23 protein-coding genes are annotated in these 26,318 nt (G+C 35.5%); 17 read left to right on the top strand and 6 right to left on the bottom strand.

Features of this window, described 5'->3' with window-relative positions:
* Positions 1 to 1,435, top strand: a 1,435-nt coding sequence (locus tag QRD02_RS13245; RefSeq protein WP_290255438.1) for a TonB-dependent receptor, incomplete at its 5' end; no start/stop codon positions are given.
* A gap of 131 nt (positions 1,436 to 1,566) precedes the next feature.
* On the opposite strand, the gene QRD02_RS13240 is transcribed toward QRD02_RS13245, so the two are convergent.
* A complete protein-coding gene (locus tag QRD02_RS13240; protein ID WP_290255437.1) occupies positions 1,567 to 2,136 on the bottom strand; it encodes a pyridoxine/pyridoxamine 5'-phosphate oxidase in 570 nt (189 codons plus the stop codon).
* Between the two features lie 583 nt (positions 2,137 to 2,719).
* Here QRD02_RS13240 and QRD02_RS13235 point away from each other — a divergent pair.
* Complete coding sequence (locus QRD02_RS13235) at positions 2,720 to 3,637, top strand: phosphate/phosphite/phosphonate ABC transporter substrate-binding protein (protein WP_290255436.1); 918 nt, start codon at positions 2,720 to 2,722, stop codon at positions 3,635 to 3,637.
* A gap of 83 nt (positions 3,638 to 3,720) precedes the next feature.
* Here the strand turns inward: QRD02_RS13235 and QRD02_RS13230 are convergent, their stop codons facing one another.
* Together QRD02_RS13230 and QRD02_RS13225 are read right to left on the bottom strand one after the other, a co-directional pair.
* Positions 3,721 to 5,061, bottom strand: a complete 1,341-nt coding sequence (locus tag QRD02_RS13230; protein WP_290255435.1) for a sensor histidine kinase — start codon at positions 5,059 to 5,061, stop codon at positions 3,721 to 3,723.
* Positions 5,051 to 6,394 carry a sigma-54-dependent transcriptional regulator gene (locus QRD02_RS13225; RefSeq protein WP_290255434.1) on the bottom strand — a complete coding sequence of 448 codons (1,344 nt, stop codon included), beginning with the start codon at positions 6,392 to 6,394 and terminating at the stop codon, positions 5,051 to 5,053. The genes QRD02_RS13230 and QRD02_RS13225 overlap by 11 nt, the downstream gene beginning before the upstream one ends.
* 205 nt (positions 6,395 to 6,599) lie before the next feature.
* On the opposite strand from QRD02_RS13225, the gene QRD02_RS13220 reads away from it, so the two are divergent.
* The 9 genes from QRD02_RS13220 to QRD02_RS13180 all read left to right on the top strand — a co-directional run bounded on the left by QRD02_RS13220 (position 6,600) and on the right by QRD02_RS13180 (position 20,086).
* Entirely contained in the window at positions 6,600 to 7,853 is a 1,254-nt protein-coding gene (locus tag QRD02_RS13220) for an efflux RND transporter periplasmic adaptor subunit (RefSeq protein ID WP_290255433.1), read from the top strand.
* A gap of 94 nt (positions 7,854 to 7,947) precedes the next feature.
* On the top strand, positions 7,948 to 8,640 hold the full coding sequence (locus tag QRD02_RS13215) for an ABC transporter ATP-binding protein (protein WP_290255432.1): 693 nt from the start codon (positions 7,948 to 7,950) through the stop codon (positions 8,638 to 8,640).
* A gap of 85 nt (positions 8,641 to 8,725) precedes the next feature.
* On the top strand, positions 8,726 to 11,050 hold the full coding sequence (locus QRD02_RS13210) for an ABC transporter permease (RefSeq protein ID WP_353959586.1): 2,325 nt from the start codon (positions 8,726 to 8,728) through the stop codon (positions 11,048 to 11,050).
* 49 nt (positions 11,051 to 11,099) lie between these two features.
* On the top strand, positions 11,100 to 13,520 hold the full coding sequence (locus tag QRD02_RS13205) for an ABC transporter permease (protein ID WP_290255430.1): 2,421 nt from the start codon (positions 11,100 to 11,102) through the stop codon (positions 13,518 to 13,520).
* 107 nt (positions 13,521 to 13,627) lie between these two features.
* Positions 13,628 to 14,929: an OmpA family protein gene (locus QRD02_RS13200; protein WP_290255429.1), complete on the top strand. Its 1,302-nt coding sequence runs from the start codon at positions 13,628 to 13,630 to the stop codon at positions 14,927 to 14,929.
* Positions 14,930 to 15,116: 187 nt separating this feature from the next.
* On the top strand, positions 15,117 to 17,561 hold the full coding sequence (locus tag QRD02_RS13195; RefSeq protein WP_290255428.1) for an outer membrane beta-barrel family protein: 2,445 nt from the start codon (positions 15,117 to 15,119) through the stop codon (positions 17,559 to 17,561).
* A gap of 66 nt (positions 17,562 to 17,627) precedes the next feature.
* Positions 17,628 to 18,284 (top strand): head GIN domain-containing protein, encoded by a 657-nt coding sequence (locus QRD02_RS13190; protein WP_290255427.1) that lies wholly within the window; start codon positions 17,628 to 17,630, stop codon positions 18,282 to 18,284.
* A gap of 154 nt (positions 18,285 to 18,438) precedes the next feature.
* On the top strand, positions 18,439 to 19,152 hold the full coding sequence (locus QRD02_RS13185; protein ID WP_290255426.1) for an SDR family NAD(P)-dependent oxidoreductase: 714 nt from the start codon (positions 18,439 to 18,441) through the stop codon (positions 19,150 to 19,152).
* A 208-nt stretch (positions 19,153 to 19,360) separates the two neighbouring features.
* Positions 19,361 to 20,086, top strand: a complete 726-nt coding sequence (locus QRD02_RS13180; RefSeq protein WP_290255425.1) for a LytR/AlgR family response regulator transcription factor — start codon at positions 19,361 to 19,363, stop codon at positions 20,084 to 20,086.
* A gap of 171 nt (positions 20,087 to 20,257) precedes the next feature.
* Here the strand turns inward: QRD02_RS13180 and QRD02_RS13175 are convergent, their stop codons facing one another.
* Positions 20,258 to 20,722, bottom strand: a complete 465-nt coding sequence (locus tag QRD02_RS13175) for a hypothetical protein (protein ID WP_290255424.1) — start codon at positions 20,720 to 20,722, stop codon at positions 20,258 to 20,260.
* 45 nt (positions 20,723 to 20,767) lie between these two features.
* A complete protein-coding gene (locus QRD02_RS13170) occupies positions 20,768 to 21,517 on the bottom strand; it encodes a carboxypeptidase-like regulatory domain-containing protein (protein ID WP_290255423.1) in 750 nt (249 codons plus the stop codon).
* A 479-nt stretch (positions 21,518 to 21,996) separates the two neighbouring features.
* On the opposite strand from QRD02_RS13170, the gene QRD02_RS13165 reads away from it, so the two are divergent.
* The 6 genes from QRD02_RS13165 to QRD02_RS13140 all read left to right on the top strand — a co-directional run bounded on the left by QRD02_RS13165 (position 21,997) and on the right by QRD02_RS13140 (position 25,706).
* The gene (locus QRD02_RS13165; protein ID WP_290255422.1) at positions 21,997 to 22,779 is read left to right on the top strand and encodes a hypothetical protein; all 783 of its coding nucleotides are present in this window, start codon (positions 21,997 to 21,999) and stop codon (positions 22,777 to 22,779) included.
* Positions 22,780 to 22,854: 75 nt separating this feature from the next.
* A complete protein-coding gene (locus tag QRD02_RS13160) occupies positions 22,855 to 23,319 on the top strand; it encodes a RidA family protein (protein WP_290255421.1) in 465 nt (154 codons plus the stop codon).
* A 101-nt stretch (positions 23,320 to 23,420) separates the two neighbouring features.
* Positions 23,421 to 24,011, top strand: coding sequence for a DinB family protein (locus tag QRD02_RS13155; RefSeq protein ID WP_290255420.1), 591 nt, complete (start codon positions 23,421 to 23,423; stop codon positions 24,009 to 24,011).
* Entirely contained in the window at positions 24,004 to 24,603 is a 600-nt protein-coding gene (locus QRD02_RS13150; RefSeq protein WP_290255419.1) for a Crp/Fnr family transcriptional regulator, read from the top strand. The genes QRD02_RS13155 and QRD02_RS13150 overlap by 8 nt, the downstream gene beginning before the upstream one ends.
* Positions 24,604 to 24,678: 75 nt before the next feature.
* Positions 24,679 to 25,257, top strand: coding sequence for an NADPH-dependent FMN reductase (locus QRD02_RS13145; protein WP_290255418.1), 579 nt, complete (start codon positions 24,679 to 24,681; stop codon positions 25,255 to 25,257).
* 62 nt (positions 25,258 to 25,319) lie between these two features.
* On the top strand, positions 25,320 to 25,706 hold the full coding sequence (locus QRD02_RS13140) for a DoxX family protein (protein WP_290255417.1): 387 nt from the start codon (positions 25,320 to 25,322) through the stop codon (positions 25,704 to 25,706).
* Between the two features lie 297 nt (positions 25,707 to 26,003).
* Here the strand turns inward: QRD02_RS13140 and QRD02_RS14445 are convergent, their stop codons facing one another.
* Entirely contained in the window at positions 26,004 to 26,279 is a 276-nt protein-coding gene (locus QRD02_RS14445; protein ID WP_353959585.1) for a helix-turn-helix domain-containing protein, read from the bottom strand.
* Positions 26,280 to 26,318: the final 39 nt, after the last annotated feature.

Here is a 26,318-nt window from a genome sequence, read left to right as displayed (position 1 = left end):
TTTTTTTTTTGGGATCCATGGGGCTTCCGACATCAAGTTTCTAGGAAAGGATATTAGTGCCGACGATTTATTTTCTGCGGAAGACGAAAACTCTATTGCAGAATCCGGTTTTTTAGTGAGCGGACTAAAACACCGCTTAACACTGGGCGAAAAATCGTTTTTGAAAACTGTAATCGCAGGGTCTTTCTCAAACGATGCTTTTAAATTGGATCGAATCATCGATCTTGATTCACCACAGGAGCGCACCATTCGTTATACCGAAACTGACAATAGTGAAACCCGATTTACCTTTTCCACCCTATTCAATACAAAATTGAGCAACAGAACAATGCTGCGGGCTGGGGTTATGGCAGAAAACTTCAACATAAAGAATCTATTGTTGCATAGGCATGAGCAACCAGATGCTAACAATGATGGCGACCCCGATCTTAATACTTTTAGAAATATAGACGCGAATTTGATAATTGTACAACCATACGTACAGGGACAATTCCGCTTGACGGAAGATTTGACACTAGACACCGGCCTACACTTACAATACAGTTCACTAAATAATCAGTTGGCGGTTGAACCCAGGGCATCAATAGACTATGAAATAGGGAATGTTCATAGACTGAGTGCGGGATATGGTATGCACCATCAGAATATTCCCTACCCCTTATTGTTTTTGAATGAAGAGGTAAATGGTCAAACAAAGCAGACTAATAAAGAACTTGATTTTGTAAGAAGCCAACATTATGTTTTGGGGTACGATGTAAAGCTCGGCCCCAAATGGCGGGGCAAGGTTGAACTTTATTACCAAAACATTGACAAGGCAGGTGTCGATTCTTTCGAATCAAGTTACTCGACAATTACCGAGGGTGCCGATTTCGGTTTTTCGGACGACAGGGTTTCGTTGGTTAATGAAGGCACTGGTTATAACAAGGGGGTGGAAATTACTCTGGAGAAGTTTTTTAGCAAGGGCTATTATGTGTTATTGACCGGATCTTTCTTTGATGCAAAGTATACAGGAAGCGACGAAATAGAACGAAATTCGCCCTTTAATAATCAGTATGTAGCCAATATTCTGGCGGGAAAGGAATTCGTTCTTGGAAAGACAAATGAAAGAACACTTTTTTTCGATACCCGTTTTACTACTTCGGGCGGGAGGTATTATACACCTATAGATTTGGAAGCTTCACGCGAAGCTGGTTATGAAATCCGACAGAACGAACTCGCATATAGTCAACAATACGACGATTATTTGAGATTGGATTTCAAGTTCGGCATGAAGCTTAACAGGAAAAAGACTTCACTCCAGTTTTACGTAGATTTTCAAAACGTAACCAACAACAAGAACATCTTCGTGACACGTTACAACAGATTGACCAACAATGTGGATCGTGTAAATCAAATTGGTTTCTTTCCAGATTTTGGATGTAAACTTCAGTTTTAATTATGAGGTGATATAAAAGCAGGATTAAAAAAATATTCTTATAGATTATGGGAAGCCAAAATTGTTTGACACCAATATAATGCAAATGAAAAAGATAGAATCTTAGGTTTGAGCTTTTTGACTACCGACTGCTAGGGTTGTATGTGTTTACAATTCCATTTCCCATTTAAAATTTCGTATAATTTTCTGTCATGAAACCTTGTGTTTTTGAATTCCTTAAACTCTATTCGTTTTGGTTCAATTGAATATCCTCCCCAATTTTCTGGTCTTTCTATTTTAGTATTTGTAAATACTTTTTCCATTACTTTCTTTTTCAGTAATTCCAGATCGTTAGTTTCTTTTCCCTGTTCACAAATAGATGATACAGCTTGGGAATGGATGTTACGTTCATTAAAATATTTGTCCGCAAGTTGTTCGGATATTTTAGATGCTTTCCCTTGAATTCTTACCTGTCTTTCTGTTTCCGCCCGCCAAAAAGTCAGTGCTACATTTTCATTTTTTTCAATTTCAATTCCTTTCCTGAAATTGAGTGGGCCTGTAACAAAAAATAAATTTTCAATTACTTCCTTTAGGGAAACAAATCTTGCGTTTGGAAAATTATCGAGGCCTATAGTGGACAAACAAACTGCATCTGGAATTCGCACTTTTGAAAGTTTCAGCTCTTCTTCAAACCACTTTTTAAAAATTTCTATTGGTTCCATTTTGGTGATAGATTAAGGAATTTACACAAAAAAGCAAAATATGTTATGTATTTGGAAATCATATTTTGATTCGACCAAATGCTTATTTTGATGATAAAGCTTTTAATAGCAAATATGAAATATTTTTTACTTTTATTGTGGCGCTGATGTGTTCCATATAAAAATCATGCGCTTTATCGATTCAAAAACTACTATAGTTTTTTGTTTTGGATTTTTGCAGTTATAATTCAACTCACTATAATTATTGAAAAATTACGCTTTGGCCAATATTCATAATTCGCAGAATATCTTTTCGAGCGTGGAATGACCAAAGTTTAGTTAGGCATATTAATTTATAATTGGCACAGAGACTTAAAGGTGGTTTATAATGTTAGTAAATTATTGTACGCCTGTTATTGTTTTTCTCTGTCAATTTTATAAAGTTTTATATAGTGAGGAGATGAATGTTTAGGTGTGAAAGGGAGACTCAAGGTGGAATGTATTCTTCATTTTATGAAGGGTGTGGAATTATGTTTCTGAAACACTTGGGTCTTCTTTTTAATTCTTTATAATTTTATTAAATTTTGCAAATAGAAACATTAATATGAAAGCGAAGTTCAGTGTAATATTTTTGACGATTTTAATAGGCTTCCTTTTCATTGGGTACAAATCAAACAAAACTTCAATAAGATTAGCTACCTACACATATTCAAGTAACGATAGAATAGAAAATCTGAAACCTTTATCAGTAGCGTTGGAAAAGAACTTAAATCGTAAAGTTGAAATAATTAGCTATCCTGACGTGGAATCTTTTATTGCTGCTATTAAAGCAAATGAAGTAGATATAGCATTAATCAACACCTTAGGATATTTAATTCTTTCCGCCGGGAATGAGCACATGATTCCCATCGCCAACATGAATATTAAAAAAGATGCTGTTGATAATTACAAAACCGTATTGCTCACTAATAATGATAGTATCTATGATTATTCAGTGATAAAAAATAATCCGGAAAATTTTGTTATGATGTTTGTAAAAGGTGGCTCCACATCAGGGAATTTAATTCCAAGACTTTTTCTTAGTTCAATAAACATTCCTTCTCCCGAGTCCCAGTTTAAGGAAGTGAAATATGGGGGAAACCATACTTCCACTTTTGAAAAATTAGAAAATGGGGAAACGGATTTATGTGCCATTGGAAGCAACGAATATTATAAACAGATCCAAGCAGATTCCACACTTGCGAATAAGATTAAACTTTTATGGGTTTCGGATGAAATTCCTTTAGGGCCTGTTTTAATAAACAATGAATTTTCCTTAAGTGAAAGGGAAAAAATTGCTAACCTATTTTTAAACCTACATACTGAAAATTCCAATGCCTTCGAGTCGATAAAATTAGGGTGGTCAGAAGCAGCGCACACAGATAAATTTCAATCAATTTCAGATAAATATTATGATTCATTTAGAGAAGTTAATGGCAATAGGACTTCCCTCAATGAAATACTGAAAAGGTTTGAGAACTAAAATTGATTAAATTTCTTTTTCTGCCATAAAACAGAAAAGCTAACGAAGAAATAACTACTATCAAATGAAATAGAATAGGAAGCTTAAAAAATTAGTAGAACCATCGTTCCAGTACCAACATTGCTCTGAATTTGTATTTTACCACCGTGAAGCAACATAATCTGCTTGCTCAGGCTCAATCCAATTCCACTTCCTGTTTTCTTCGTGCTAAAGAATGGTATAAAAATACGATCCATTATTTCGGAAGGTATGCCGCAACCGTTATCCGTAACTCTGATTTCAACGTTCCCCTTGCTATCGACATTTGTTGAAATTACAATCTTGGGATTTGGGACCTTTGATGTGGCATCCATTGCATTCAAAATAATATTAATAAGGACTTGTTCAATTAAATAGGAATCAATGTCCAATTCTAAATTGTTATCCTTTAAATCAAAGAGGAGTTCTATGTTTCTTCGCTCCATGGAAGATTTCATCAATTCACTAATGCTTTTAAATAAATCCCTTGCCTTTACTGAACTCTTATTAATATGGGTAACTTTATTGAGGCTTCGGTATGTTTTGGCGAATTTCATTAAGCCCTCGCTTCTTTTTTTAATAGTAATTAAACCAGCATTCAAATCTTTTAGCTCCAGTTTTTCCGCTGTGGGATTTTTGAGCGACTTTTCTATATCTACCTGAAGTGTCTCAGCTAATGAAGTAATGGGAGCAATGCTGTTCATTATTTCATGTGTCATTACACTCAATAATTTTTTCCAAGCCTCACTTTCGTTCCTATTTAATGTTTCTTCAATGTTTTGCAAAGCAATTAGTTTAAAGGATTTATCCTCAATTTCAAAGATGGTATCAGAAATTAATACTTTCGTCTTTTCCGCCTTATCCAAGGTTACCGAAGTTGTATTTGAATGATAGGTTTCAAACAATTCATCATATAATTTTGGATTCCTTTTTTGTACAAAATTGATATTCTTGAAGGAAGGGAAATCCAATATTTTCATCAAGGAATCATTTGCCCAAAGCACTTTACCGCTTTCCACATTATAGGCTATAATTCCAATCTCAATCATTTCCAGAATTTTTTGGAGGTATAAATATTGAGCTTGTCTTTCACTATCAATAGATTTTATAGTTTTATTCACCAAATTAAATCCGTGGCGCAGTTTTCTTATATCCTGCGATCCTTTATCTTCCCTATACAATCTTGAAAAATCGCGATATTTTACCGATTCGAAGAAATCATCCATTTCCACAAAACGTTTCACTGTAAGTTTATAGAGATTATATAGCAATAATAAGGTAATCAAGGATCCCCCAATTATGCCATGAGTATTTTTTAACGCTATCCCAAAAGCTATTGCGCTTAATGAAACAAGCAGGCCTAAAACTCGTAATGTTAAGGAGAAAAAGAAGTTTTTATAGGTCATATTTATTAAGTCGCCGATAAAGTGCTGCCCGTGTTATTCCTAATTCCTTTGCGGATTTTGAAATATTGCCATTATTTTTTTCAATAACGGAGAAAATAGTATTCCTCTCAATAGCGTCTAGATTTGTTTCCTTATTTGAATCAATTGTATTCGGGTTTTCAAAAACCGAAAAAGTAATATCAGAAGCCTGTAAGGTAGGATGCTCGGCCATAATTACAGCACGTTCAAGAGCATATTGCAATTCCCTTACATTGCCACTAAAAGGATGTGTTTTTATTTTCTGCATAAACCCTGGGGAAATCTCAAAATGTTCCTTGCCATATTTTTCAGCATAAAATTTGAGAAAATAGGTAGCCAGAAGAGGTATATCCGCCCCCCGATTCCGTAAGGCTGGAATTGTGATATCTACAGTATTTATACGATAAAGTAAGTCTTTTCGGAATCGCGTTTCATCGGCAAGATCGCTTATACTAATATTGGTGGCACAGATTAGGCGTATATCGATGGGCACAGCTTTATTGGACCCGAGAGGAGTTATTTCTCTATTTTGAAGTACGGTTAACAAGCGGGCTTGTTGACGCAGGGTAATATTCCCAATTTCATCCAGGAACAATGTTCCGCCATGGGCAGTTTCAAATCGTCCCTTTCTATCTTCGCGGGCGTCAGTAAATGCCCCTTTTTTATACCCGAAGAGTTCACTTTCAAAAAGTGTATCCGTTAATGCCCCAACATCTACTTTTACAAATGGCTCATTTTTCCGAAGCGAATTATCGTGAATTGCTTTTGCAATCAAATCCTTTCCCGTTCCATTTTCTCCTAAAATAAGCACATTCGCATCGGTGGGCGCCACTTTCTTTAATTTCAAAAATACTTGCTGCATAGGTTCACTATCGCCTATAATTTTAGGCCCCGAATCCAAATAAAGCTTTTGGGGTTGCTTTTTTTTCTTTTTTTCTAAGAGGTCTTTAATTGTTTCCAACAATTTTTCATTCTTCCAAGGTTTTAGAATGAAATCGGAAGCACCTTCCTTTAAGGAACGAATCGCTAACGAAATATCACCATAGGCCGTAATTAATATTACATCAATATTAGGTTTTTCCTTTTTTATCCTATTAAGCCAAAAAATACCTTCATTTCCTGTATTTATATGTCCGTTGAAATTCATATCCAGGATCACCACATCAAAATGATTATTCTGAAGTAGGCTAGTGATTAAGTTGGGATTTTTATTGACTACTACTTCCTTAACCTTCGATTTGAGCAAAAGTCGCATAGCAACGAGAACGTCTTCATCGTCATCAATTACCAAAATGTTGGAGTTGTGTAAATGCATTATACAATATTAATAAATTATGATATTTCTCATTCGGATAAGGAACCTATAATTTCAAATTCTGAAAAGTGTATCGGCAGCGAACAGTTAGTGTTCCAAAATCGTACACCTTTATTCTGAAAATAAATATTAAGTAATTGTAAAACAGAATATTAATGTTTTGGCACACAATTTTAAGTAATATTTTCAATAACAAATAAAACACATGGACATTCCAGTAGAAAAGAAATTTTTAACTCCCCAACGAATCATTCTGATTGTTGGATTGGGTCTTTTACTGGTATTGCTTGGATTCGTTATTTTTTCGACAATGGGAAATAGAAAACTTAATGTGGAGAAGGAACGCATCACAATAAGTAGTGTAATGGAAGGTGTTTTTCAGGAAAACATACCTGTAAATGGAGTTGTACTTCCAATCACTACTATTTACTTAGATGCGATGGAGGGCGGAAGGATTGAAGAAAAGTTTGTGGAAGATGGAGCACTCCTGAAGATGGGCGATCCCATATTAAGGCTTTCAAATACCGATTTGGAATTGAGTCTGGTTAACCAAGAAACACAGGTGTATAATTTATTGACCCAAATTCAAATTTCGCAAAATTCGGCTCAGCAAAACACCATAAACAAATTAACACAATATACCGATGTAGAAAGTGGGTTAACAGAGGCAAAACGTACGTATGACCTCAATAAAAAGTTGTTTGAGAAAGGTATCATTGCACGACAGGATTTTATAAGATCAGAAAACGAGTACAAGTACCAAAAGGAACGGATGCAGCTTTCAAATCAAGTATTATTGCAGGATTCCCTTGCACGAAAGCAAGAAAAGGCACAGGTAAGAAATAGTTATGCCAGAACCCAGGACGCATTACAGCTTATGCGCCAAAAAGTGGCGGATCTTGTGGTGAGAGCTCCTGTGGACGGACAACTAACTTCATTGGATGCTGAAATTGGCCAATCCAAAAACAAAGGAGAGCGATTAGGGCAAATTGATATCTTAAGTGGCTTTAAAGTACTTGCAGAAATAGATGAACATTATATTTCCAGAATCTACAACGGACAATCCGGAACTTTCAATTTCAACGGCCAAAGCTATGTTCTCGAAGTAAAGAAAGTATATACTCAAGTAAAAAATGGTCGCTTTCAGGTCGATATGCAATTTGTGGAGAAACCTCCGGCGTCAATTCGACGTGGACAAAGTTTACAGATTAGATTGGCATTAAGTGAAGAAAAGCGAGCGGTCATGATTCCCAAAGGGGGATTCTTCCAGCAAACTGGCGGCAGCTGGATATACAAGATCAGCGATGATGGCACCAGAGCTTATAAAACGGAAATAGCCTTGGGAAATCAAAATACTGAGAGTTACGAAATCATAAGCGGTCTCTCCGCCGGAGATCAAGTGATAACCAGTAGCTATGAGAATTATGACAATGTACAAGAACTAATATTGAAAGAGTAGAATTAGCCTTCATTTTGGGCGTTGGAAAAAAATACACTCATTGTTTTCGAAAACGCCCATTTTGAACCAATAATGAATATTAAATTTTAAAATAATGATAAAAATAACTGACCTGGAAAAATATTATTCAACGGAAGAAGTGCGTACAATTGCTTTAAATGGGTTGTCCTTTAAAGTAAAAGAAGGTGAATTTGTAGCAGTAATGGGCCCCTCAGGCTGTGGAAAATCAACCTTATTAAATATTCTTGGTTTGTTGGATGAACCGGATGGCGGAAGTTTTCTCTTTAATGGAATTGAGGTTGCCGGTTTTAATGAACGCAAAAGATCTAACCTTCGAAAACATAATATTGGTTTCGTATTTCAAAGTTTTAACCTGATTGATGAACTCACGGTTTTTGAGAATGTAGAATTGCCTTTGATTTATACAGGTGTAAAATCAGCCGATCGCAAGGAAAGGGTAAATGAAGTATTGGAACGTATGCAAATAATGCACCGGCGTAAACATTTTCCGCAACAATTATCGGGAGGACAACAACAACGTGTGGCAATAGCACGCGCGGTCATAAATAGGCCCAAGTTAATTCTTGCCGATGAACCCACAGGAAATCTTGATAGTTCAAATGGAAATGAGGTTATGGAATTGTTAACCGAATTGAATGACGCCGGTACTACCATTGTTATGGTAACGCATAGCGAGCACGATGCTAAATATAGCCATCGCATAATTAGAATGTTGGATGGTCAAAAAGTGACCGAAAATGTTTTGGCCGATTTTAAGGGTATTTGAGAGAAACTAAGCATTGCTAATTCATTTGAAAACAGCTCGATAGCTTCACGATTATAACATGTTAGGAAATCTAATTAACATCGCAGTGCGAAATATAAGGAAAAATCAAGGATATAGTATTCTCAATATTACTGGCCTTGCTCTTGGAATTACCTCGGCCTGTTTAATTTTTCTCTGGGTTGAAAATGAAACAAATTTCGATAGCAGCATTCCCGACCAAGAAAGGGTGTTTTACGTGCCCATTAACCAAAAATATAAAGGAGAATGGCAAACATTCCATGCCTCGCCGGGCCCATTGGCAGCAGCCTTAAAAAAGGAAATTCCCGAGGTAAATAAAGCTGGAAGGTTGGTGAATGCAAATTTACTTTTTAAGGTAGGAGATAATATAATAAACAGCAATGGCCACTATGCCGATACAGATATATTTGAAATTTTTGGCCTTTCTTTTATTGAAGGAAACGCAAAGACAGCCTTTGAAAACCTGAATTCAATTGTAATTACCGAAGAAACTGCCGAAAAACTTTTTGGTACTGTTGAGGGTATTGTGGGAAAAAGCATATTTGTAAATAATTCTCCCCCACTACAGATATCCGGAGTTATTGAAGATTCACCCGCCAACGTCACCTACAAATTTAGTTGGCTTTGCCCTTTTCAACATTATTCCAAAGAAAATTCGTGGACTCAAACTTATGATAACAACTTTGTTGACACATTCGTCAAGCTTATTCCTGGGGCCGATAGAATTGCGGTTGATAACAAAGTGCGCGACATATTGCCTTTATTGACTCAGGATAACAAGCAAGAGGCGTTTCTACATTCTTCCAAAGATTGGCATTTGCGTTCTAAATTCCAAAATGGGGTGATTGTTGGCGGTGCCATAGAGTTTGTTCAGCTTTTTTCTCTTATTGCCATTATAATCTTGTTGATTGCGTGCATTAATTTTATGAACCTCGCTACAGCAAGAAGTGAAAAGAAGGCCAATGAAGTGGGCGTGCGAAAAGCGTTAGGATCGAGTAAGAAAATCTTGATCGCCCAATTTCTGACTGAATCCATGATGACTGCATCTATGGCTGCGGGTGTGGCGGTTTTACTTCTTTATCTCTTGCTTCCTTATTTTAATAATTTAGTTGAAAGGGATTTAACAATAGGTTTCAATGAGCCAGCACATCTCATTTTTTTGATTGGAATCACTTTGGTGTGCGGCATTTTTGCAGGGCTTTACCCGGCATTTTATCTGTCTTCCTTCAAACCGCTGGATATATTTAAAAGAATAAATAAACCCGGTGGAAGTGCAGTTTCGTTGCGAAAGGGATTAATTGTAACACAATTCATCTTTTCAATCGTATTCATAATTAGTACCCTAATTGTCTTTCTTCAAATCCAACACATTAAATCTCGCGATCTTGGATTTAACAAGGAGAATGTGGTCCAGATACCTGTGAATGGAAATATAATTAAAAACTATAATTCAATTGAAGAGGACATGTTTGCCTTAGGTCTGGTTCAAAATGTATCAATGAATAGTTCGGAAATATTTTCCAGTGGGAGTAATGGATCAGGGCTTTCTTGGCAAGGAGGAATCGAAACGGAGGACGTTCTAATTCGATATAGATGGATAACTTCCAATTTTATCGAAACCTTGGGGATGGAAATTGTAGAAGGGAGAAATTTTAGTAATAATTCCCGTAATGACAGCCTTAATATAATCATCACTCAGTCCTTTGCTAAACTTATGGGTCCTGGTAGTGCCGTGGGCAGAATTGTGACTGCGGATAAAAACTACACAGTAATCGGGGTAGTGAAGGACTATGTTTATGGTGATATTTATGGACCCAGTCAACCTGTTATGTTTTTATCTGGCTTGGATGAAGCGAGCTTTCTGTATGTAAGGTTAAAACCAGGAATTCCGCAAGGTATGGTGTTAGGCTCCCTTCAAAAAGTATTGAAAAGACACAATCCCGCATTTCCTTTTGAATACACATTTGTCGATAGGGTTTTCCAAACAAAATTTAAGAGGGAAATTCTAATTAGCAAACTATCGCAAATATTTGCCCTTATTGCAATCCTCATTTCATGCTTAGGGCTATTTGGACTATCAGCTTTTACTGCAGAACAACGCAAAAAGGAAATTGGCATTCGCAAAACATTAGGATCCAGTGTATTGAATATATGGCGTCTGCTTTTTCAGGAATTTTTATTCTTGATTCTCATAGCAATTATAATTGCGGTACCAATAGCTTATTTGCTGCTTTCACAATGGCTCCAAGGTTTTGCTTACCGTATAGATATGAATTTTTGGGTATTTATAATTGCTGGGGCGATAGCAATATTGATTGCCCTATTAACAATAAGCTTTCACGCTGTTAAGGCAGCGAAAAACAATCCATCCAATAATTTAAGAACAGAATAAACGCCCAACAGTATTTGTATGGGAAAAATAATTAAGAAAATTTATTACAATGCTCAATATAAAAATAAAAATAGCAATAAGGAATTTGTTTAAGGATAGAACCAATACCATATTGAATATTATCGGTTTGACAGCGGCCTTCGGAAGTGCATTTTTATTGTGTGTATATTCTTTGTATGAACTTTCTACCGATGAATTCCATAAAAATCATGAATCGATTTATAAAATCTATACAAACGAACAAACAACTAAAGGACCCAAGTCCAGCGATACGCACCCAATTCCATTTGCTAATGCCCTACAAACAGAAGTGCCAGGGATAGAAAAGATATCTCGATATGTAACGGGTGGCACCTTACTAACTTACAATGGAAATACATTTAGAGTTAGTTCCGCTTGGGTAGATCCTCCTTTTTTTGACATGTTTTCTTTTCCCATTTCAAAAGGAAATAAAACCACTCCCATTACCGATAAAAATTCAATTGTTCTTAACCAAAAAATGGCAAATACCATTTTTGCCCAGGAAATGGCAATAGGAAAAACCGTAATTATTCAAAGGGATGGGGTGGAAGTTCCTCTAACTGTATCAGCCATATTAGAGGAGATTCCCTCAGCAACTAGCATGAATTTTCAAGCAGTCTACAATTTCGAAAATTTGCCCGATGCTTATTATGCCAACAATCTTGACAGATGGGATAATCAAAATCATGCCGTGTATACCAAGCTGGCCCCCGAAATTACTCCTGAAAAATTTGAAGCATCTACCAAAGATTTCTCCAATCTACATTTTGCCGAGGTAATTGCCAATTCAAAACGCGATGGCGCCAAACCCGATGCTAATGGCAATTTCAGACAGTTAAAATTGCTTCCCCTAAAAGATGAAAGTTTTGTAATTAATAAAAATGGATTAATTACTGTGGACAGGTCCTCGCAATATTTCGTATTGGGAATCGCATTTCTTATTTTATTTATTGCCAGCGTAAATTTTATAAATATGAATCTTGCCAAAAGTATGAACCGGCTTCGGGAAGTTGGAATTCGTAAAACTTTGGGGGCAAAAAAGATGGAGATTTTGTTACAATTTTGGAGCGAAAGTATGATGGTGTATGGAATAGCTTTCATTTTTGGGGGATTACTTTCGTATATTTTAATCAAACCGTTTCAGATACTTTTTGAAACAAAGGCTTCCTTTATTTCCATTTCCAATCCCTCCATTATTCTAGGAACTTTAATTTCCATTTTACTCATCACATTAATTGCAGGAGGTTATCCAGCTTTTACGTTGAGTAGATTAAAAACCTTGCATGCAGTAAAAGGTAAATTGGAGGCGAATGGAAAAAACATAATAAGAAATGTATTAATAATTGTTCAATTCAGTATTGCCATTTTTCTAATCGGCGGGACCTTGATATTGTGGCAGCAGTTAGATTATCTGCGCAACAAGGATTTGGGATTTAATAAGGAACAGGTAATCGCCTTTCCCTTAAACACCAAACAAGAACGGAAAAAAGCCCTTCAATTATTTAGGGACGAGTTCAGCGGAAATCCGGATATTTTGAGCGTAACGGCTTCGGATAATATTTTAGGCTTGGGGAAGGACGGCACAATGATGACCAGTGTTATTAGCTTTGATTATAAAAATAGGTTAATTGCTACCCACATGCTTTCGGTAGATTATGACTACCCCGAAACCTTGGATATAGAATTTATCAAAGGCCGCAGTTTTAATAGAAATTTTCAATCAGATAGCGTTGCAGTGGTTATAAATGAAGCAATGGCGAGGGAACTGGCAGAAAAAAATCCGATGGAGGCACATCTTATTTTGGGGGATAATTCAACTCGGTTTTCCATCATTGGAGTTGTTAAGGATTTTAACTTTCAAAATGTAGATCAACAAATAGCGCCGATTACATTCTTCTTAGGTGACAGCACCCTCCGGTACGTCTATGTAAAAGTGGCACCGAACAATCTATTGAAAACATACGAATATGTAAAGGAAACCTGGAACAAAATGGAACCGAACACAGCATTTTTGGGCTCTTTTCTAGATGAAAATATTGATCGCTCCTTGAAGAGAGAACGCACCATGATGACCATGATTGGCAGCGGTTCCATTTTAGCGATAATCTTAAGCTGTTTCGGACTTTTAGCGCTTTCATTATTGGTGGTTTCACAACGACAAAAGGAAATTGGCATACGTAAAGTGATAGGAGGGAGCTTATCATCCCTTGTAATACTACTGACCAAGGATTTTTTGCAATTGGTAATAGTAGCTTTTTTCATAGCTACGCCTTTAGCTTGGTACGCGGCACATCAATGGCTCCAAAATTATGCCTATCGAATCGATTTGAATTTATGGACTTTTCTCGTTGCCGGTGGCATTGCACTTATCATTGCTGTATTTACAATAATTTTTGGAACAGTAAAAGCAGCCTTAAAAAACCCAGTGGAAAGTTTGAAAATGGAATAAAATTCAAAGTCCATAACCTCAAAAACCATTTATAAGAGGCAGAATTTTTATACATCATTATTAAAACCAAAGCATAAATATTTAAAATTTAATTGAATAATACAAAAATGAAACAGAAAGTATTTAACGTAATCCTATTAGCTATTTTTTTAAGCACGAGCGGTTTTTCCCAAAGTTTTTTGGAGAAAGTAAAAAATAAGGCATCTGATGCTGGCAGTGATCTAATCGTAAAAAAAAGTAAGGAAAAGGCAGAAAAAACCATAGACGGTACCGAAAATAAAAAAGAAAAAAACAATGAATCCAGTCAAGCTTCCAGTGCAAATGGTCAAGCTGTCACCGAAGGATCCAAAACTGCAGACAAGGGAATTGCATCGTATTCAAAATTTGATTTCGTTCCGGGTGAGAATATTGTTTTTTATGAAAATTTTGACCAGGATGTAATTGGGGAATTTCCTTTAAAATGGTTTACCAATGGCAGTGCAGAGGTGGTAACTTTAGAAGGAATGGAAGGAAAATGGCTAAAGTTGGTGGCCGGAAAAATTTTGTCGCCCACCGTTCAATTGCCTACAAATTTTACCTTGGAATACGACTTAATTTTAGATATGCCATTTGATCCTAATTCCAATAACATCGCTGCTTTTCCAAATTGGGAATTTAAAATGTATGATGGCGGAGATAAAAATCTGAAGTTAAGTTACAATGATCCGAAATTGAACAATATGCTTTCCGTAACCACATCATTCTATCAAAAATATGCTGATGTTAAATTGGAAGGTGTTGAGAATAAAAAGACTAAAATAGAAACGGTTCTTGATCCTTCAAGATTAAATGGGTTTAACAAAAATTATAACGGCGGCCTGGTTCACGTAGCCATTACGGTTCAAGGTGAGCGTTTGAGAATTTGGTACAATGAGGAAAAAGCAGTTGATATTCCTGTGGCGGTCGCGATAAACCACAATTTCAATCAAATTGAATTTGCGGCCATGAAAAGGGCAGGTGAACCTGCATTTTATGTTGGCAACATAAAGTTTTCTGAAGGCAAATCAGATACCCGTTCTAAATTGATGGATGAAGGTAAATTGGTAACAACGGGTATTCAATTCGATTCGGGCTCAGATAAGATAAAGCCTGTTTCATATGGCATTCTCAAGGAAATTGCATTAGCTGTTCGGGATAATTCCCTAAAGATTAAAATTATAGGACATACCGATAATGTGGGAAATAATGAATCCAACCTCAGCCTATCTAAAAGAAGAGCTGAAGCCGTTAAAAATATCCTTGTAACAGATTTTCAAATTGATCCCTCCAATATACGAACGGATGGAGAGGGAGCCAGCCGCCCCGTTGGCGATAATGCTACCAATATCGGGAAGGCACAAAACAGAAGAGTAGAATTTATAAAAGAATGATCCAAACAAATAGGCAACTGGGGTGGAGTTGAACATAACAAAAAGATGAGGAGCTAAATAGTTATAAAAGAGTGTTGAGTTAACCATTGCCTATTTTAATTTAAAATCCAGCAATTTTTTTAAAAATTGAAGAATATCATATCAATAAGAATGTGATGTAAAGTCCAACGTATTAATTTTTTAGTAAATGAGAAATCAAATTATTCTAGTCATATTTATTTTTTTTACAATGTTAATGGTGGCGCAACCGCAACATATTATAAAGGGGCAATTGATTGATACAGAACAGATACCTCTCGCAGGTATTCAAATTGCCTTGCTTAATGCAAAGGATAGTAGCGTTGCAAAAATTGAATTAACGGCACCGGATGGTACATTTCACTTTGATAACTTAAAGGAGAATGCCTATCAAATATTCATTGAGGATATTGATTATAAAGTTTATCAAAGTGAATTTATTGTCATTTCTTCAGCAAAATCAACTATTGAGCTGCCTCCTATTATTCTGGCTCCAAATGAAATCAATGAACTCGATGCTGTTGTTGTTGTAAAGAAAAAACCATTTGTGGAACATAAGATTGACCGAACGGTGGTGAATGTTGATGCATTTATAACGGCAGCTGGAGGAAATGCAATGGATATTTTGGAAAAATCACCTGGAATAATGGTTGATCAAAACGGTGCTATAACTTTCAAGGGGAAATCAGGGGTTCAGGTTTTCATTGATGACAAACCAACATATTTATCGGGATCTGAATTGGAATCTTATTTAAAATCCCTCCCTGTTGGCACCCTTGATAAAATTGAGTTAATGACCAACCCTCCAGCCAAGTATGATGCCGAAGGTGGTGCCGGGATTATAAATATTGTAACCAAGAGGTCAATGAGCAAAGGTTTTAACGCCTCCTTAAACTCTAGGGTTTCCAAAGGTATAAATTATGGCAGTAACCAAGATTTAAACGTAAATTATATGAACAATAAAATCAGACTTTTTGGAAACGTCGGTTACGGGGAAAACAACCCTATTAGTGATTTATTCATATTGAGAAAATTTAAGGATGATGAAGGAAATATAGAAAATTTGTTCTACCAAAACAGCATCATAGAGTCCGAGATAAAATTATCAAATGCGAGGATTGGAGCGGATTATTACGCTACCGATAAAACTACCTTGGGCCTCGGATTAACAGGCATCCTGAACAAGAGGAATCGTCTGTCAGTGGTCAACAGTGAAATTACGGATGCCAATTCTCAAATCGATTCCACTGTTATTGCAGATAACAGCCAACGGGAACAATTTAAAAACCTAGGTATTAACATGAATTTGCGTCATAATTTAGATAGCCTGGGTCAGAAAATTAATGTGGCTCTTGATTATTTAAAATATGAAATCGATACCAAGCAAACCTTTAACAATGCTATTTTTCAACCGGATAATTCCCTGTCCAGTCAGGACCAGTTGAAAGGGTACTTACCGTCAACTATTGATATTTATTCATTTAAGACTGATTATACCTTGCCCACGAAGAATGGAACTTTTGAAACCGGTTATAAAGTAAGCTACACCAAAACTGATAATATAGCGGATTACAGGAAAGTTATTGAAGGTACAGAAGTTCCTGATTATGAATCGAGCAATCATTTTAAATACGATGAAATAATAAATGCTGCTTATGGCAATTACAATTTTAAATACAAACGTTTTGATTTTCAAATGGGGCTTCGCCTTGAAAACACTATATCCAAAGGTAATCAACTTGGCAATAGGGAAAGGGGAGCTGAAAAATTTAAGAGGGACTACACCAATTTGTTTCCCACAATTTTTGTAAAATATGAACTGGACACACTAGGCGTTAACTCCCTGGCGGCAAATTATGGAAAAAGGGTAAACCGTCCGTATTTCCAAATGCTCAATCCGTTCATAAGCCCTCTGGACAAATTCACATATTACTTAGGCAATCCATTTTTGAATCCGGTGTTTACGAATACCTATGAACTTTCCTATTATTACAAAAGCGTTTTTTCTGCTACTTTAAATTATAGTTCTGCAAAGGATAACATAACTGAAACAATACAAATTCGCGATGGCATTTATTATAGTCAACCAGGGAATATAAGTAAAAGTGAATATTTATCCTTAAACCTCAATGTCCAAATACCATTCTTTAAATGGTGGTCCGCAAATGTGTATAATGAAATAACCCACGCAAAATTCCAAAGCCAACTTTTTACTGAAAAACTAGAATCCTCCGGTACTTATTGGATATTCTCCCTGAATAATAGCTTCAGGTTTGAAAATGGATGGTCCGCTGAAGTTAGCGGTCACTATCAAACGGATATTGTAAACACACAATTTGTGCTACTGGCCAAATCACGATTAAATATTGGCTTACAAAAGAAATTACTTGATGACAAAGCGAGCATTAAGCTATCCCTTAATGATGTTTTTTATTCCAATATCAATAATGGAATCATCAATAATCTTAAAAATACTGATGCAACCTGGAGGAGTGAAAGTGACACACGGTTTTTGTCCCTAACTTTCAGTTATAACTATGGAAAATCATTCACGCCGAAAAACCAGTATGACGCCAATGCTGCGGATAGCGAAAAAAATAGAGTGAGTGGCTAATTCCCATTTTGATTATAGTAAAATTAAAAATTCATTAATTGCTAAATAAATTTCAAAAATGAGATTATGAGAAAAACAGCTTCAATAATAGTATTGCTAATTGCAATATTTTCATTCAGCGGATGCTACGAGGAAGGCATTATAGGCTCGGGTGTTACAGTTACGGAAATACGGCAGGTAGATGCTTTTGATAAAATTGCTAGTGAGGGGGTCTTTCAGGTTTTCTTTTCACAGGCAGAGGCACAATCAGTTAAAATTGTTGCGGACAATAATATTATGCATAGGGTAAAAACCGAGGTAGTAAATGGCAGGTTAAAGTTATATATGGCAGATGGTAAGTATAATAAGGTCAACTTGCAGGCTCATATAAAGGTTAGGGATTTAAAGGAAATTGAAAACTCGGGAGCGGGAGATATGTATATAGAAAATATCATCCGGAACGGAACTTTTAAATCTTCCAACAGCGGATCGGGCAATATTTATTTAGATGGAAATTGCACTTTTTTAGATATTAAAAATGAAGGCTCTGGTAACACTCTTGCCTTTGATATGCCTGCAGAAAGTTGTAAAATAAATTTGGAAGGATCGGGGGATGTTGAGGTCACCTGTATATCCGATTTAAGGATAAATCTTGAAGGGAGTGGGAATGTTTATTATAAGGGTTATCCCTCAATCCATTCTAACATTTCAGGTTCGGGACGAGTTATCAGTAAAAATAATTAGTTAGTAGTTTGTTTGAAGTTTGGTGTTTGGAAGAAAGGATAATTAATTTATTAATTATCCTTTTAACTGAACTTCACGCATTTGAATTCTATTTGAAGTATTGAAAGCATAATAAATATTTTCAGAATAAAGCATATTCAACGTATTTGATAAAATGAAAAAGGCAATTGTTATAGGGGCCTCTTCCGGAATTGGATTTCAATTGGCAACAATTCTATCGAAAAATAATTATAGGGTTGGAATAACCGGAAGGAGAGCTGCAGAACTTGAAAATTTAATGACAAGTAATCCTCAAAATTTTTTATGCAGCGCTTTTGATTGTACGAAAGAAAGCAATCCAACAAAATTGGAGGAATTAGTTTCTAGAATGCAAGGCTTGGACCTGCTGGTGTTTTGTGCCGGGACAGGCGATTTAAATGGGAAGCTGGAATATGAAATAGAAAATAGGACCAATCAGTTAAATGTGAATGCTTTTACTGAAATAGCTGTGTGGGCCTGTAATTTTTTTGAAAAACAGGGAAAGGGACATTTTGTGGCAATAAGTTCCCTCGCAGGAATTAGGGGTAATCATCTGGCCCCAGCGTATAACGCTTCAAAAGCGTATCAAATCAACTATTTGGAAGGGTTAAGGCAAAAGGCGAAAAGATCAAAAAAGCCAATATATATAACCGATGTCAGGCCAGGCTTTGTTGATACAGATATGGCAAAAGGTGAAGGGTTATTTTGGGTTGCTTCCAAAGAAAATGCTGCAAACCAAATATATGAACTTATTAAAAGAAAGAAGGATGTAGGATATGTTACGAAAAGATGGCGCGCAGTTGCAATTCTGTTGAAGATACTTCCAAACAGTATTTATAAAAGAATGTAAACTTCCAATGTTGTCGGACTTGAATAAATACACCACCTATCTGGAATTCCTAATCCGTTATTCATACAATTTTCCCAAAAATGGCTTAATGAAAAGTTACACTTAAAATATAGTAGTAATCAAATCAAGAAAAATACTGGATTCTGCTAGAATAGTATTTGAATAGTATGTATGTACAGAAACCATAATTTGAAAGGAACTTATTAAAATGAAAAAAAAGACTGTTATCATAGTTGATCGTGATCAATCCGTCAGACAAAAAATAAGGGAACTTACAAAACTGCAGCCATATAATTTTGTGTTCTGGGAATGTTCCAATGGATGGGAGGCAGTAAAATATATCAATGATTTACAGCCCGACCTTGCATTTATAGAGGTCGATACACCTGGAATAAACGGCTTTGAAATTGCAGAAACCGTAACTCATTTACCTGCGGTTATCTACACTGCCAACTGTGGCAAAGATGCGGCACGTGCATTTGAACATCATGCTATTGATTATCTGATTAAACCTCTAACGGATAAAAGAATTCAACTTGCCATGAACCGGTTTGATCACTGGAAATCTTCACGGACCAATTCGGACCAAAACATTTCAGATATCAGATATACGGGATGTATTTTAGTTGAAAAGGGTCTGAGGTTGATTAGTATACCCGTTAGCAAAATTTCATACTTAAAAGCAGATAAGGACTATACTTGGATATATACCATAAAAGGAGATTCTTACCTCAGTTCCAGTGGTATTGGACATTTACAACATAAGTTGGATTCCCGTTATTTTGTAAGGATCCACCGTTCTTATATAATAAATATGGATCATATTCAAGGTCTACATAAGGAGTTTAATAAGTTTATAGTATCCTTGCCTAATGCTATTGAAATTAATGTTGGGAGAAATTATTTACATGGTATCAAAAAGCTTATTTTTTGACGCCCGCCTGTATATCAATTGAGGAGCATATCTGCCAGAGGATCGTGAGCCATAAAATTTTAAATTTTTATAGCTGCTGTTCATTCTTGCTAAAGAGACTACTTTATAGATCTCTAATTATTAAAACGATAAAGGAAAATTTAAAAAGGGGTATAAAACAGCTATCAATTATTACTTTTTCACCGCTTTAAAGATGGTCCGAGCGGTGTGTGTACCTTCTGGAGATTCAATCTTTTTTATAGAGACAATCTTAGAAGCTGAAGAAAACTCCACTATAACTTCTGTGTTCTTTCTTGTATCATACTTATCCAGTATTAGTTTTTTAGTTTTCTTGTCATAGCTCCAGGTACCAACTTCTTCAATTTTTTCCTCATCATCCTCACATTGAATTTTCCCCCGATTCACAATTATTGTACCATCGTTTTGATAGCGATAGGTATCATCCCGTTCACAAGGCGGTATGAGAAACAGAAGGTCGGTATCAACTTTTCCGTCCATATCAACATCCACTGCTGGAGATATAGTTAGAGATGCTAAAGTCCAGTAATAATCTCCAAAAGGTGATTCCTGGGCAGTGGCAGAAAATGTGAAAAAAATCAAATTGAAACCTAGTATTATATTTTTTATTGTTTTCATTCAGTTTTTATTAGAATTAAAATATTTAATGTCTTGGTATATTTTTTAGGGCTCCCAATAATACTCCAGCTTTGCACAGTTATTACATTGACCATCAATTAACGGCTCGAAATTGATAATATAATTCTCAACAAAAGCTTCCTGTGAATTCCATCGTCTGAATTTTATAGGAATTCCCAAATATTCCGCTTTTAATTCATAGCGACCTATTGGTATATCTTCGATATTTGAGGAAATGTCTATTTGACGATTTATTGTAGCTCCCTCGCTACCGTCAATTAACAATCCGAGAGGGGTAAATTCAAATTCTATTTCCGATTCGTTAATATATACCCCCGGGTAATTGTCTATGGTTACCAGTCCGCCATATTTGCCTGATAAAGGCAAGGGCATTATCCCGGCTAATTTCCATTCAAAATTGCGTATTGCTCCTTCGCCCCCAAATCCGGATGCATTATCGGGATGCAGGTAAAATGTGAATCTTTTATTGTTGAAATCCACCTCGTGTGTGGCAAAGGCATACCATGACCCATTGGGAACATTTACTTTGTACTTTCCTTCATTATTGGTTGTTGTGTTAATGCCAGAATTGAAAAATATATTGTGATCAATCAGCACTTTAACTCTTGAAAGCGGGGCCCCCGCACCATCTTTAGCGATACCCGTCACAAACCCTGCCTGCGGATCGCCATTATCATCACTGTTATTATTTGAACAGCTGATTAGTAAAGGTATAGTTATCAAAAATTTGATAAGATATGCTACAATTTTTGGACTTAATATTAAATTTATCATTTTAAGATAGTATTTGATTTAATTTTTATAAGGTTTGGAAAACTCTAACCTGAAATTTCTACGATAGATGCTTCTGGATTTCACAATCTGGAAGATTGTGACTATAAACAATTCATTTAGCAAAGCTTCCTGCTTAATAATTCTCCTTTTTAAGAGTGAAATGAAATTTTATTGGAATATAATCCCCCATAAATTTTCGCATTTGGAAAGGCAAATATTAAAAAGGAAAGAAATGAATTAAGTGAAATTCGATAAACCGGAAATGCCCTCGATAAACCTAGCCCCATATTCCACGTAAGTGATTTTTGTATTCATTGTAAATATTGATGCATTTATAGCTGCTCCATTACGTTAATCGAATTTGAATCAGAAAGGGGAACTTCTGCCTTAAATTTGAGCACGTAATATGTAGGCGGGTAGTGAAAGTCTGCAAAAAATTTATAGATAAGGAATAAGTATAATTTAAATTAAAACTCAAAATGAGAATAATAAAATATTCATTAATAGCTTTGGCCTTGGTTGGTTGTGATAAAAATGACGATGATAAACGTGAGCCATTAGACGGAAACGATTGGGATATTGTTATTCCAACTTCCTCAAATAAGCCCGGTATTGGAAACACCGAAGGGTTGCCCATTGGTACACCTTGGCATCCGCCCCAGGGGATTGAGCTAGTTGATCGTCCCAACAAACCCTTTGACTCAAACACAGAATTGCTTTATGGAAGTCTCAATACTTTTTATGCCGATGTCAACTTTGTAAATCATACTGAAGATACCCTTTCGGTTGAAATTCCGAGCGGTCTAATCTTTATTTTTAAACATGAAGGCCGAACCCAAGATGGATTATTGACTTCCCCCTTAAAAGTGAAAGTGCCGCCAACCTTTAGCGCCATTATTAGAGATACCACCACCATCTACGTAGGTTTGGGTTGTTTAAACTATACCAAAGCTTTTCCATGGGAAGAAAACCAGGAAGAGGACACCAAGGATTACCCCATAGGCAAGGATATGTACAAACCCTATGTAGTTACAACCGATGAAAATTTGCTCCGTCTATTGGATATAGTGGGTGATTTTCCAAATTTGGCGCTAACAGAGCATTACAATCCACAGGAAATGTTTGACGATAATTATGAAGTCCCCAAATGGCAAGAAATATATGCTATCATACAGAATGCCTTATGGCAAATTACTGACGGTCCGGGACTATTACTGAAAGATTATAGGGAATTATTGGAGGCCCTTGAACCATATAGATAGTATGTTCTTTAACTTTGGAATTACCGACAGTTAAATTTAACTACGGAATAGGGGTGCTAATTAATCTTGCTTTATATGTCTTTAAATGAAAACCTTCTCAAGCTGAACCTTAAACTTCCGAAGGTGACCCATCCGGGCGGAAATTATCTTTCCTTAAATATTCGGGGAAACATAGCTTATGTGGCGATTCAATTTCCAATTTTAAATGGGGAATATTTGTACCAGGGCCGTTTGGGTAATGAAATTACCACAGCTCAGGGATATGAGGCAATGCAACTGTGCGCCTTAAATGTTATTGCACATACTGAGTCAAAAATTGGTTATAAACAAATAATAGGTCTAAACCACTTTGATGCTTACTTTCAAGCATCGGATTCCTGGGATGATTCGCCTACAATTGTTAACGGAGCTTCGGATATATTCGTTCAGCTTTTGGGAGAAAAGGGAAATCACACACGCGCAATTTTTGGGGTTGATAAGCTTCCCAGAAATTTTTGTGTTGGGGTAACCGCCTCATTTACTGTTAAGTCAGTAGAGTAATCTTTTGTATATAAATTCAGGATTGACAAGGCATATGGAAACTTGGGTGTTAATATATTACGGTATAGATCATATGTTTCAAAAAAAACTAAATCACGAAAATGGAATCTGAAGAATTAATTTTTGATTTAATAAATAGAACTCAATTAAATATTGAGGAAGCCAAAAAATTTTATTCCTTCCCTAGTGATCTAAACTTTAGGTTTGGTCATGGTAGTTGGAGCATTTTGGAATGTATGGAGCATTTAAATCTTTATGGTGATTATTATATCCCTGCAATAAAAATGGCGATTGAATCTTCAAATAGCTATCCGGTTTCCTATTTCAAATCTGGACTTATGGGCAATTATTTCGCTTTGAAAATGTTGCCAAACGAAAATATTAAAAAGATGAAGACGTTTAAGGATAAAAATCCTTTAAATGCAAATCTGAACGAAAATACGCTTTCCCGTTTTGTAGCTCAACAGGAACAATTATTAATTTTATTGGATAGTTCTAAAAAAGAAAATCTGAATAAAATCTACATCCCTGTTAGCTTTTCCCGATTGGTGAAACTAAAACTGGGTGATACTTTTCGCTTTGTAATCTATCATAATGAAAGACATATTGAACAGGCGAATAAAATAGCAAAAGCAATCAATAGCACTAAGGATATAATGACTTCATATATTACTGTTACGGAAAATGGATAATGAACAATTCATAAAATATATTATCACCGAATTTGATAAAATTGTCCCTCTTGATTCTGAAACTATAAGAGCATTACTGCCATTATTGTCCATTCATAAAATAGATAAAAAAGCATTTCTGTTAAAGCCGGGTCACACCTCAAATACCATGAATTTTATAGCTAAGGGATGTATGCGTTCCTTTTATTTAGATGATAATGCCAATGAACATATATTGCAATTTGGTTTAGAAAATTGGTGGATCAATGACCTAAATAGCTATTTAAATAATGAACCATCCCGAATGTTTATTCAAGCAATTGAACCCACGGTTCTTGTGCAGATCAAAAAGGATGATTTGGAGAAATTGTATTTGGAATTACCTATTATCTCAAACTTTTTCCGAATTAAATTTCAGGAGGCATATGTTGCCCTGCAGGATCGAATGATTAGCAGTATGACCATAGATGCATACGGGAGATATAAAGTCTTCATAAAAAATTATAGAAAAATAGAACAGCGCATTCCGCAGTATATGGTTGCTGCATATTTAGGCATAACCCCAGAGTTTTTAAGTCATTTGCGGAAAATTAATGCTGCTGGAATTTCTTAAGGTACTTTAATTTTTTTCAAGAGATTCCTTAATAATTTTGACTGGAAATAAAAGTATTCCAATTAAATTTTTGTTATGGAAAAGAAAAAAGTATTAGTGTTTGCAGGAAGTAATAGCTCAAAGTCCATCAATCGGATTTTTGCCCAATATGTCGCAGCCCAATTAAATGAAATAGATATAGTCCCCATAGATTTAAATAATTTTCAAATGCCCATTTATAGTGAGGATTATGAAAATAAAATGGGGATTCCAGACTTGGCATATACCTTCAAAAAAACAATTGAACAAACTGATGCTATCATTCTTTCATTAGCGGAACACAATGGTAGCTATTCGGCCGCCTTTAAAAATATCCTTGATTGGACATCCCGAATTAATAGGAATATATTTCAATATAAACCAATGTTACTACTCGCAACCTCTAATGGAAAAAATGGGAGGAATCAGGTTTTAAAGGCTGCCTTGTCAACCTTTTCATTTTTAGGGGCAACAATAATGGGGCATCTTTCTTTTCCAAAGTTTTTGGAAAACTTCAATATAGAGACTCTTACCGTTGAAAATAATACGTTGGGGAATGATATAGTAAATCTAACACAACATTTCGAAAACGAACTACTTGGTTGTAATAATTATTTTACTACCTCATCTAATTAACTTGTTTAGAACATTATTCGAAAACATATTCAAAATTATTCTCAATTTCAAAATTTGTTATTATGAAAAAAGAAATGGATTTAGGCCTGCTCCTAATGCGTTTGGCCATTGGATTTCCTATGCTGATTTACGGCATCAGCAAAATACAAAATGGCATTGCATTTATTAAAGAATTATTGATTGGTTATGGAATTTCTCCATTGCTTGGGTACGGTGTTTACATTGGGGAAGTAGTTGCTCCAATTCTTATTATCCTCGGGTTTCGAATCCGCTTTGCCGCACTCATCTTTGCCATAAATTGTTTTTCTGCAATAGTGCTCGCACAAATGGACAAGGTTTTTGCATTAAACGATTACGGTGGTTGGGCGCTTGAGCTTTTGGCAATATATCTAATTATAGCTATGGCTTTATTTTTTACGGGCGCAGGAAAATATAGTTTGTCCAAATGAAGATTAGTGGATTAGATGTTTTTTTCATTCAATAAATGGTGATAAATGAAAATGTTATGGCTTAGTTTCAAAAAAGTCTGTTTAAACAAAGTAAGGATTAGGACATCTTTTTTTAAATTGCAAAAATTAAAATTGGTCATTACTTTTCTACTTCTCATAAATTATAACCTCATGCATCTGAAACAAAGTGAGCAAATACCAATCAATTTTAAAAACTGATATAACTATCAGGGTTTTGGCTACAATAAATTACTTGATAACTTAGTAAAAACCATCATTTTCTATAAATTTAAATAATCACTTCAGAATATTTATAGACTTGGAATTTTTAGATCCATGCTGGGATTCTTTATACAGGGAAGGTGACATCCCGGTTTTTTGTTTAAATACCCTATTAAAACTTGTTTTTGATTGAAAACCGCAATCATGGGCAATACTTAGAAGTGTATATTTGTAGTACTCTTTATCTTTAATCTTTTGCTTTACCTCGTTAACCCTATACTCATTAATTAAATTATAAAAATTGGTACTCAATTGCTGATTAAGAAGCTCTGAAAGCTTTTTGTCACTCACTTCCCTAGCGTTAGGGAAAGAACTTGACCAAAATATGAT

It is taken from the genome of Aequorivita aurantiaca (assembly GCF_030410135.1).
Lineage (GTDB): Bacteria > Bacteroidota > Bacteroidia > Flavobacteriales > Flavobacteriaceae > Aequorivita > Aequorivita aurantiaca.
The sequence above is the reverse complement of the archived record's forward strand: the minus strand, read 5'-3'. Positions and strand labels throughout refer to the sequence as shown.

What these genes read in the sequence shown, in the direction of transcription:
- QRD02_RS13240 (WP_290255437.1), bottom strand. Translation starts at nt 2,136, where the DNA reads ATGGAACCAATAGAAATTTTTAAAAAGTGGTTTGAAGAAGAGCTGAAA.
- QRD02_RS13235 (WP_290255436.1), top strand. Translation starts at nt 2,720, where the DNA reads ATGAAAGCGAAGTTCAGTGTAATATTTTTGACGATTTTAATAGGCTTC.
- QRD02_RS13230 (WP_290255435.1), bottom strand. Translation starts at nt 5,061, where the DNA reads ATGACCTATAAAAACTTCTTTTTCTCCTTAACATTACGAGTTTTAGGC.
- QRD02_RS13225 (WP_290255434.1), bottom strand. Translation starts at nt 6,394, where the DNA reads ATGCATTTACACAACTCCAACATTTTGGTAATTGATGACGATGAAGAC.
- QRD02_RS13220 (WP_290255433.1), top strand. Translation starts at nt 6,600, where the DNA reads ATGGACATTCCAGTAGAAAAGAAATTTTTAACTCCCCAACGAATCATT.
- QRD02_RS13215 (WP_290255432.1), top strand. Translation starts at nt 7,948, where the DNA reads ATGATAAAAATAACTGACCTGGAAAAATATTATTCAACGGAAGAAGTG.
- QRD02_RS13205 (WP_290255430.1), top strand. Translation starts at nt 11,100, where the DNA reads ATGCTCAATATAAAAATAAAAATAGCAATAAGGAATTTGTTTAAGGAT.
- QRD02_RS13200 (WP_290255429.1), top strand. Translation starts at nt 13,628, where the DNA reads ATGAAACAGAAAGTATTTAACGTAATCCTATTAGCTATTTTTTTAAGC.
- QRD02_RS13195 (WP_290255428.1), top strand. Translation starts at nt 15,117, where the DNA reads ATGAGAAATCAAATTATTCTAGTCATATTTATTTTTTTTACAATGTTA.
- QRD02_RS13190 (WP_290255427.1), top strand. Translation starts at nt 17,628, where the DNA reads ATGAGAAAAACAGCTTCAATAATAGTATTGCTAATTGCAATATTTTCA.
- QRD02_RS13185 (WP_290255426.1), top strand. Translation starts at nt 18,439, where the DNA reads ATGAAAAAGGCAATTGTTATAGGGGCCTCTTCCGGAATTGGATTTCAA.
- QRD02_RS13180 (WP_290255425.1), top strand. Translation starts at nt 19,361, where the DNA reads ATGAAAAAAAAGACTGTTATCATAGTTGATCGTGATCAATCCGTCAGA.
- QRD02_RS13175 (WP_290255424.1), bottom strand. Translation starts at nt 20,722, where the DNA reads ATGAAAACAATAAAAAATATAATACTAGGTTTCAATTTGATTTTTTTC.
- QRD02_RS13170 (WP_290255423.1), bottom strand. Translation starts at nt 21,517, where the DNA reads ATGATAAATTTAATATTAAGTCCAAAAATTGTAGCATATCTTATCAAA.
- QRD02_RS13165 (WP_290255422.1), top strand. Translation starts at nt 21,997, where the DNA reads ATGAGAATAATAAAATATTCATTAATAGCTTTGGCCTTGGTTGGTTGT.
- QRD02_RS13160 (WP_290255421.1), top strand. Translation starts at nt 22,855, where the DNA reads ATGTCTTTAAATGAAAACCTTCTCAAGCTGAACCTTAAACTTCCGAAG.
- QRD02_RS13155 (WP_290255420.1), top strand. Translation starts at nt 23,421, where the DNA reads ATGGAATCTGAAGAATTAATTTTTGATTTAATAAATAGAACTCAATTA.
- QRD02_RS13150 (WP_290255419.1), top strand. Translation starts at nt 24,004, where the DNA reads ATGGATAATGAACAATTCATAAAATATATTATCACCGAATTTGATAAA.
- QRD02_RS13145 (WP_290255418.1), top strand. Translation starts at nt 24,679, where the DNA reads ATGGAAAAGAAAAAAGTATTAGTGTTTGCAGGAAGTAATAGCTCAAAG.
- QRD02_RS13140 (WP_290255417.1), top strand. Translation starts at nt 25,320, where the DNA reads ATGAAAAAAGAAATGGATTTAGGCCTGCTCCTAATGCGTTTGGCCATT.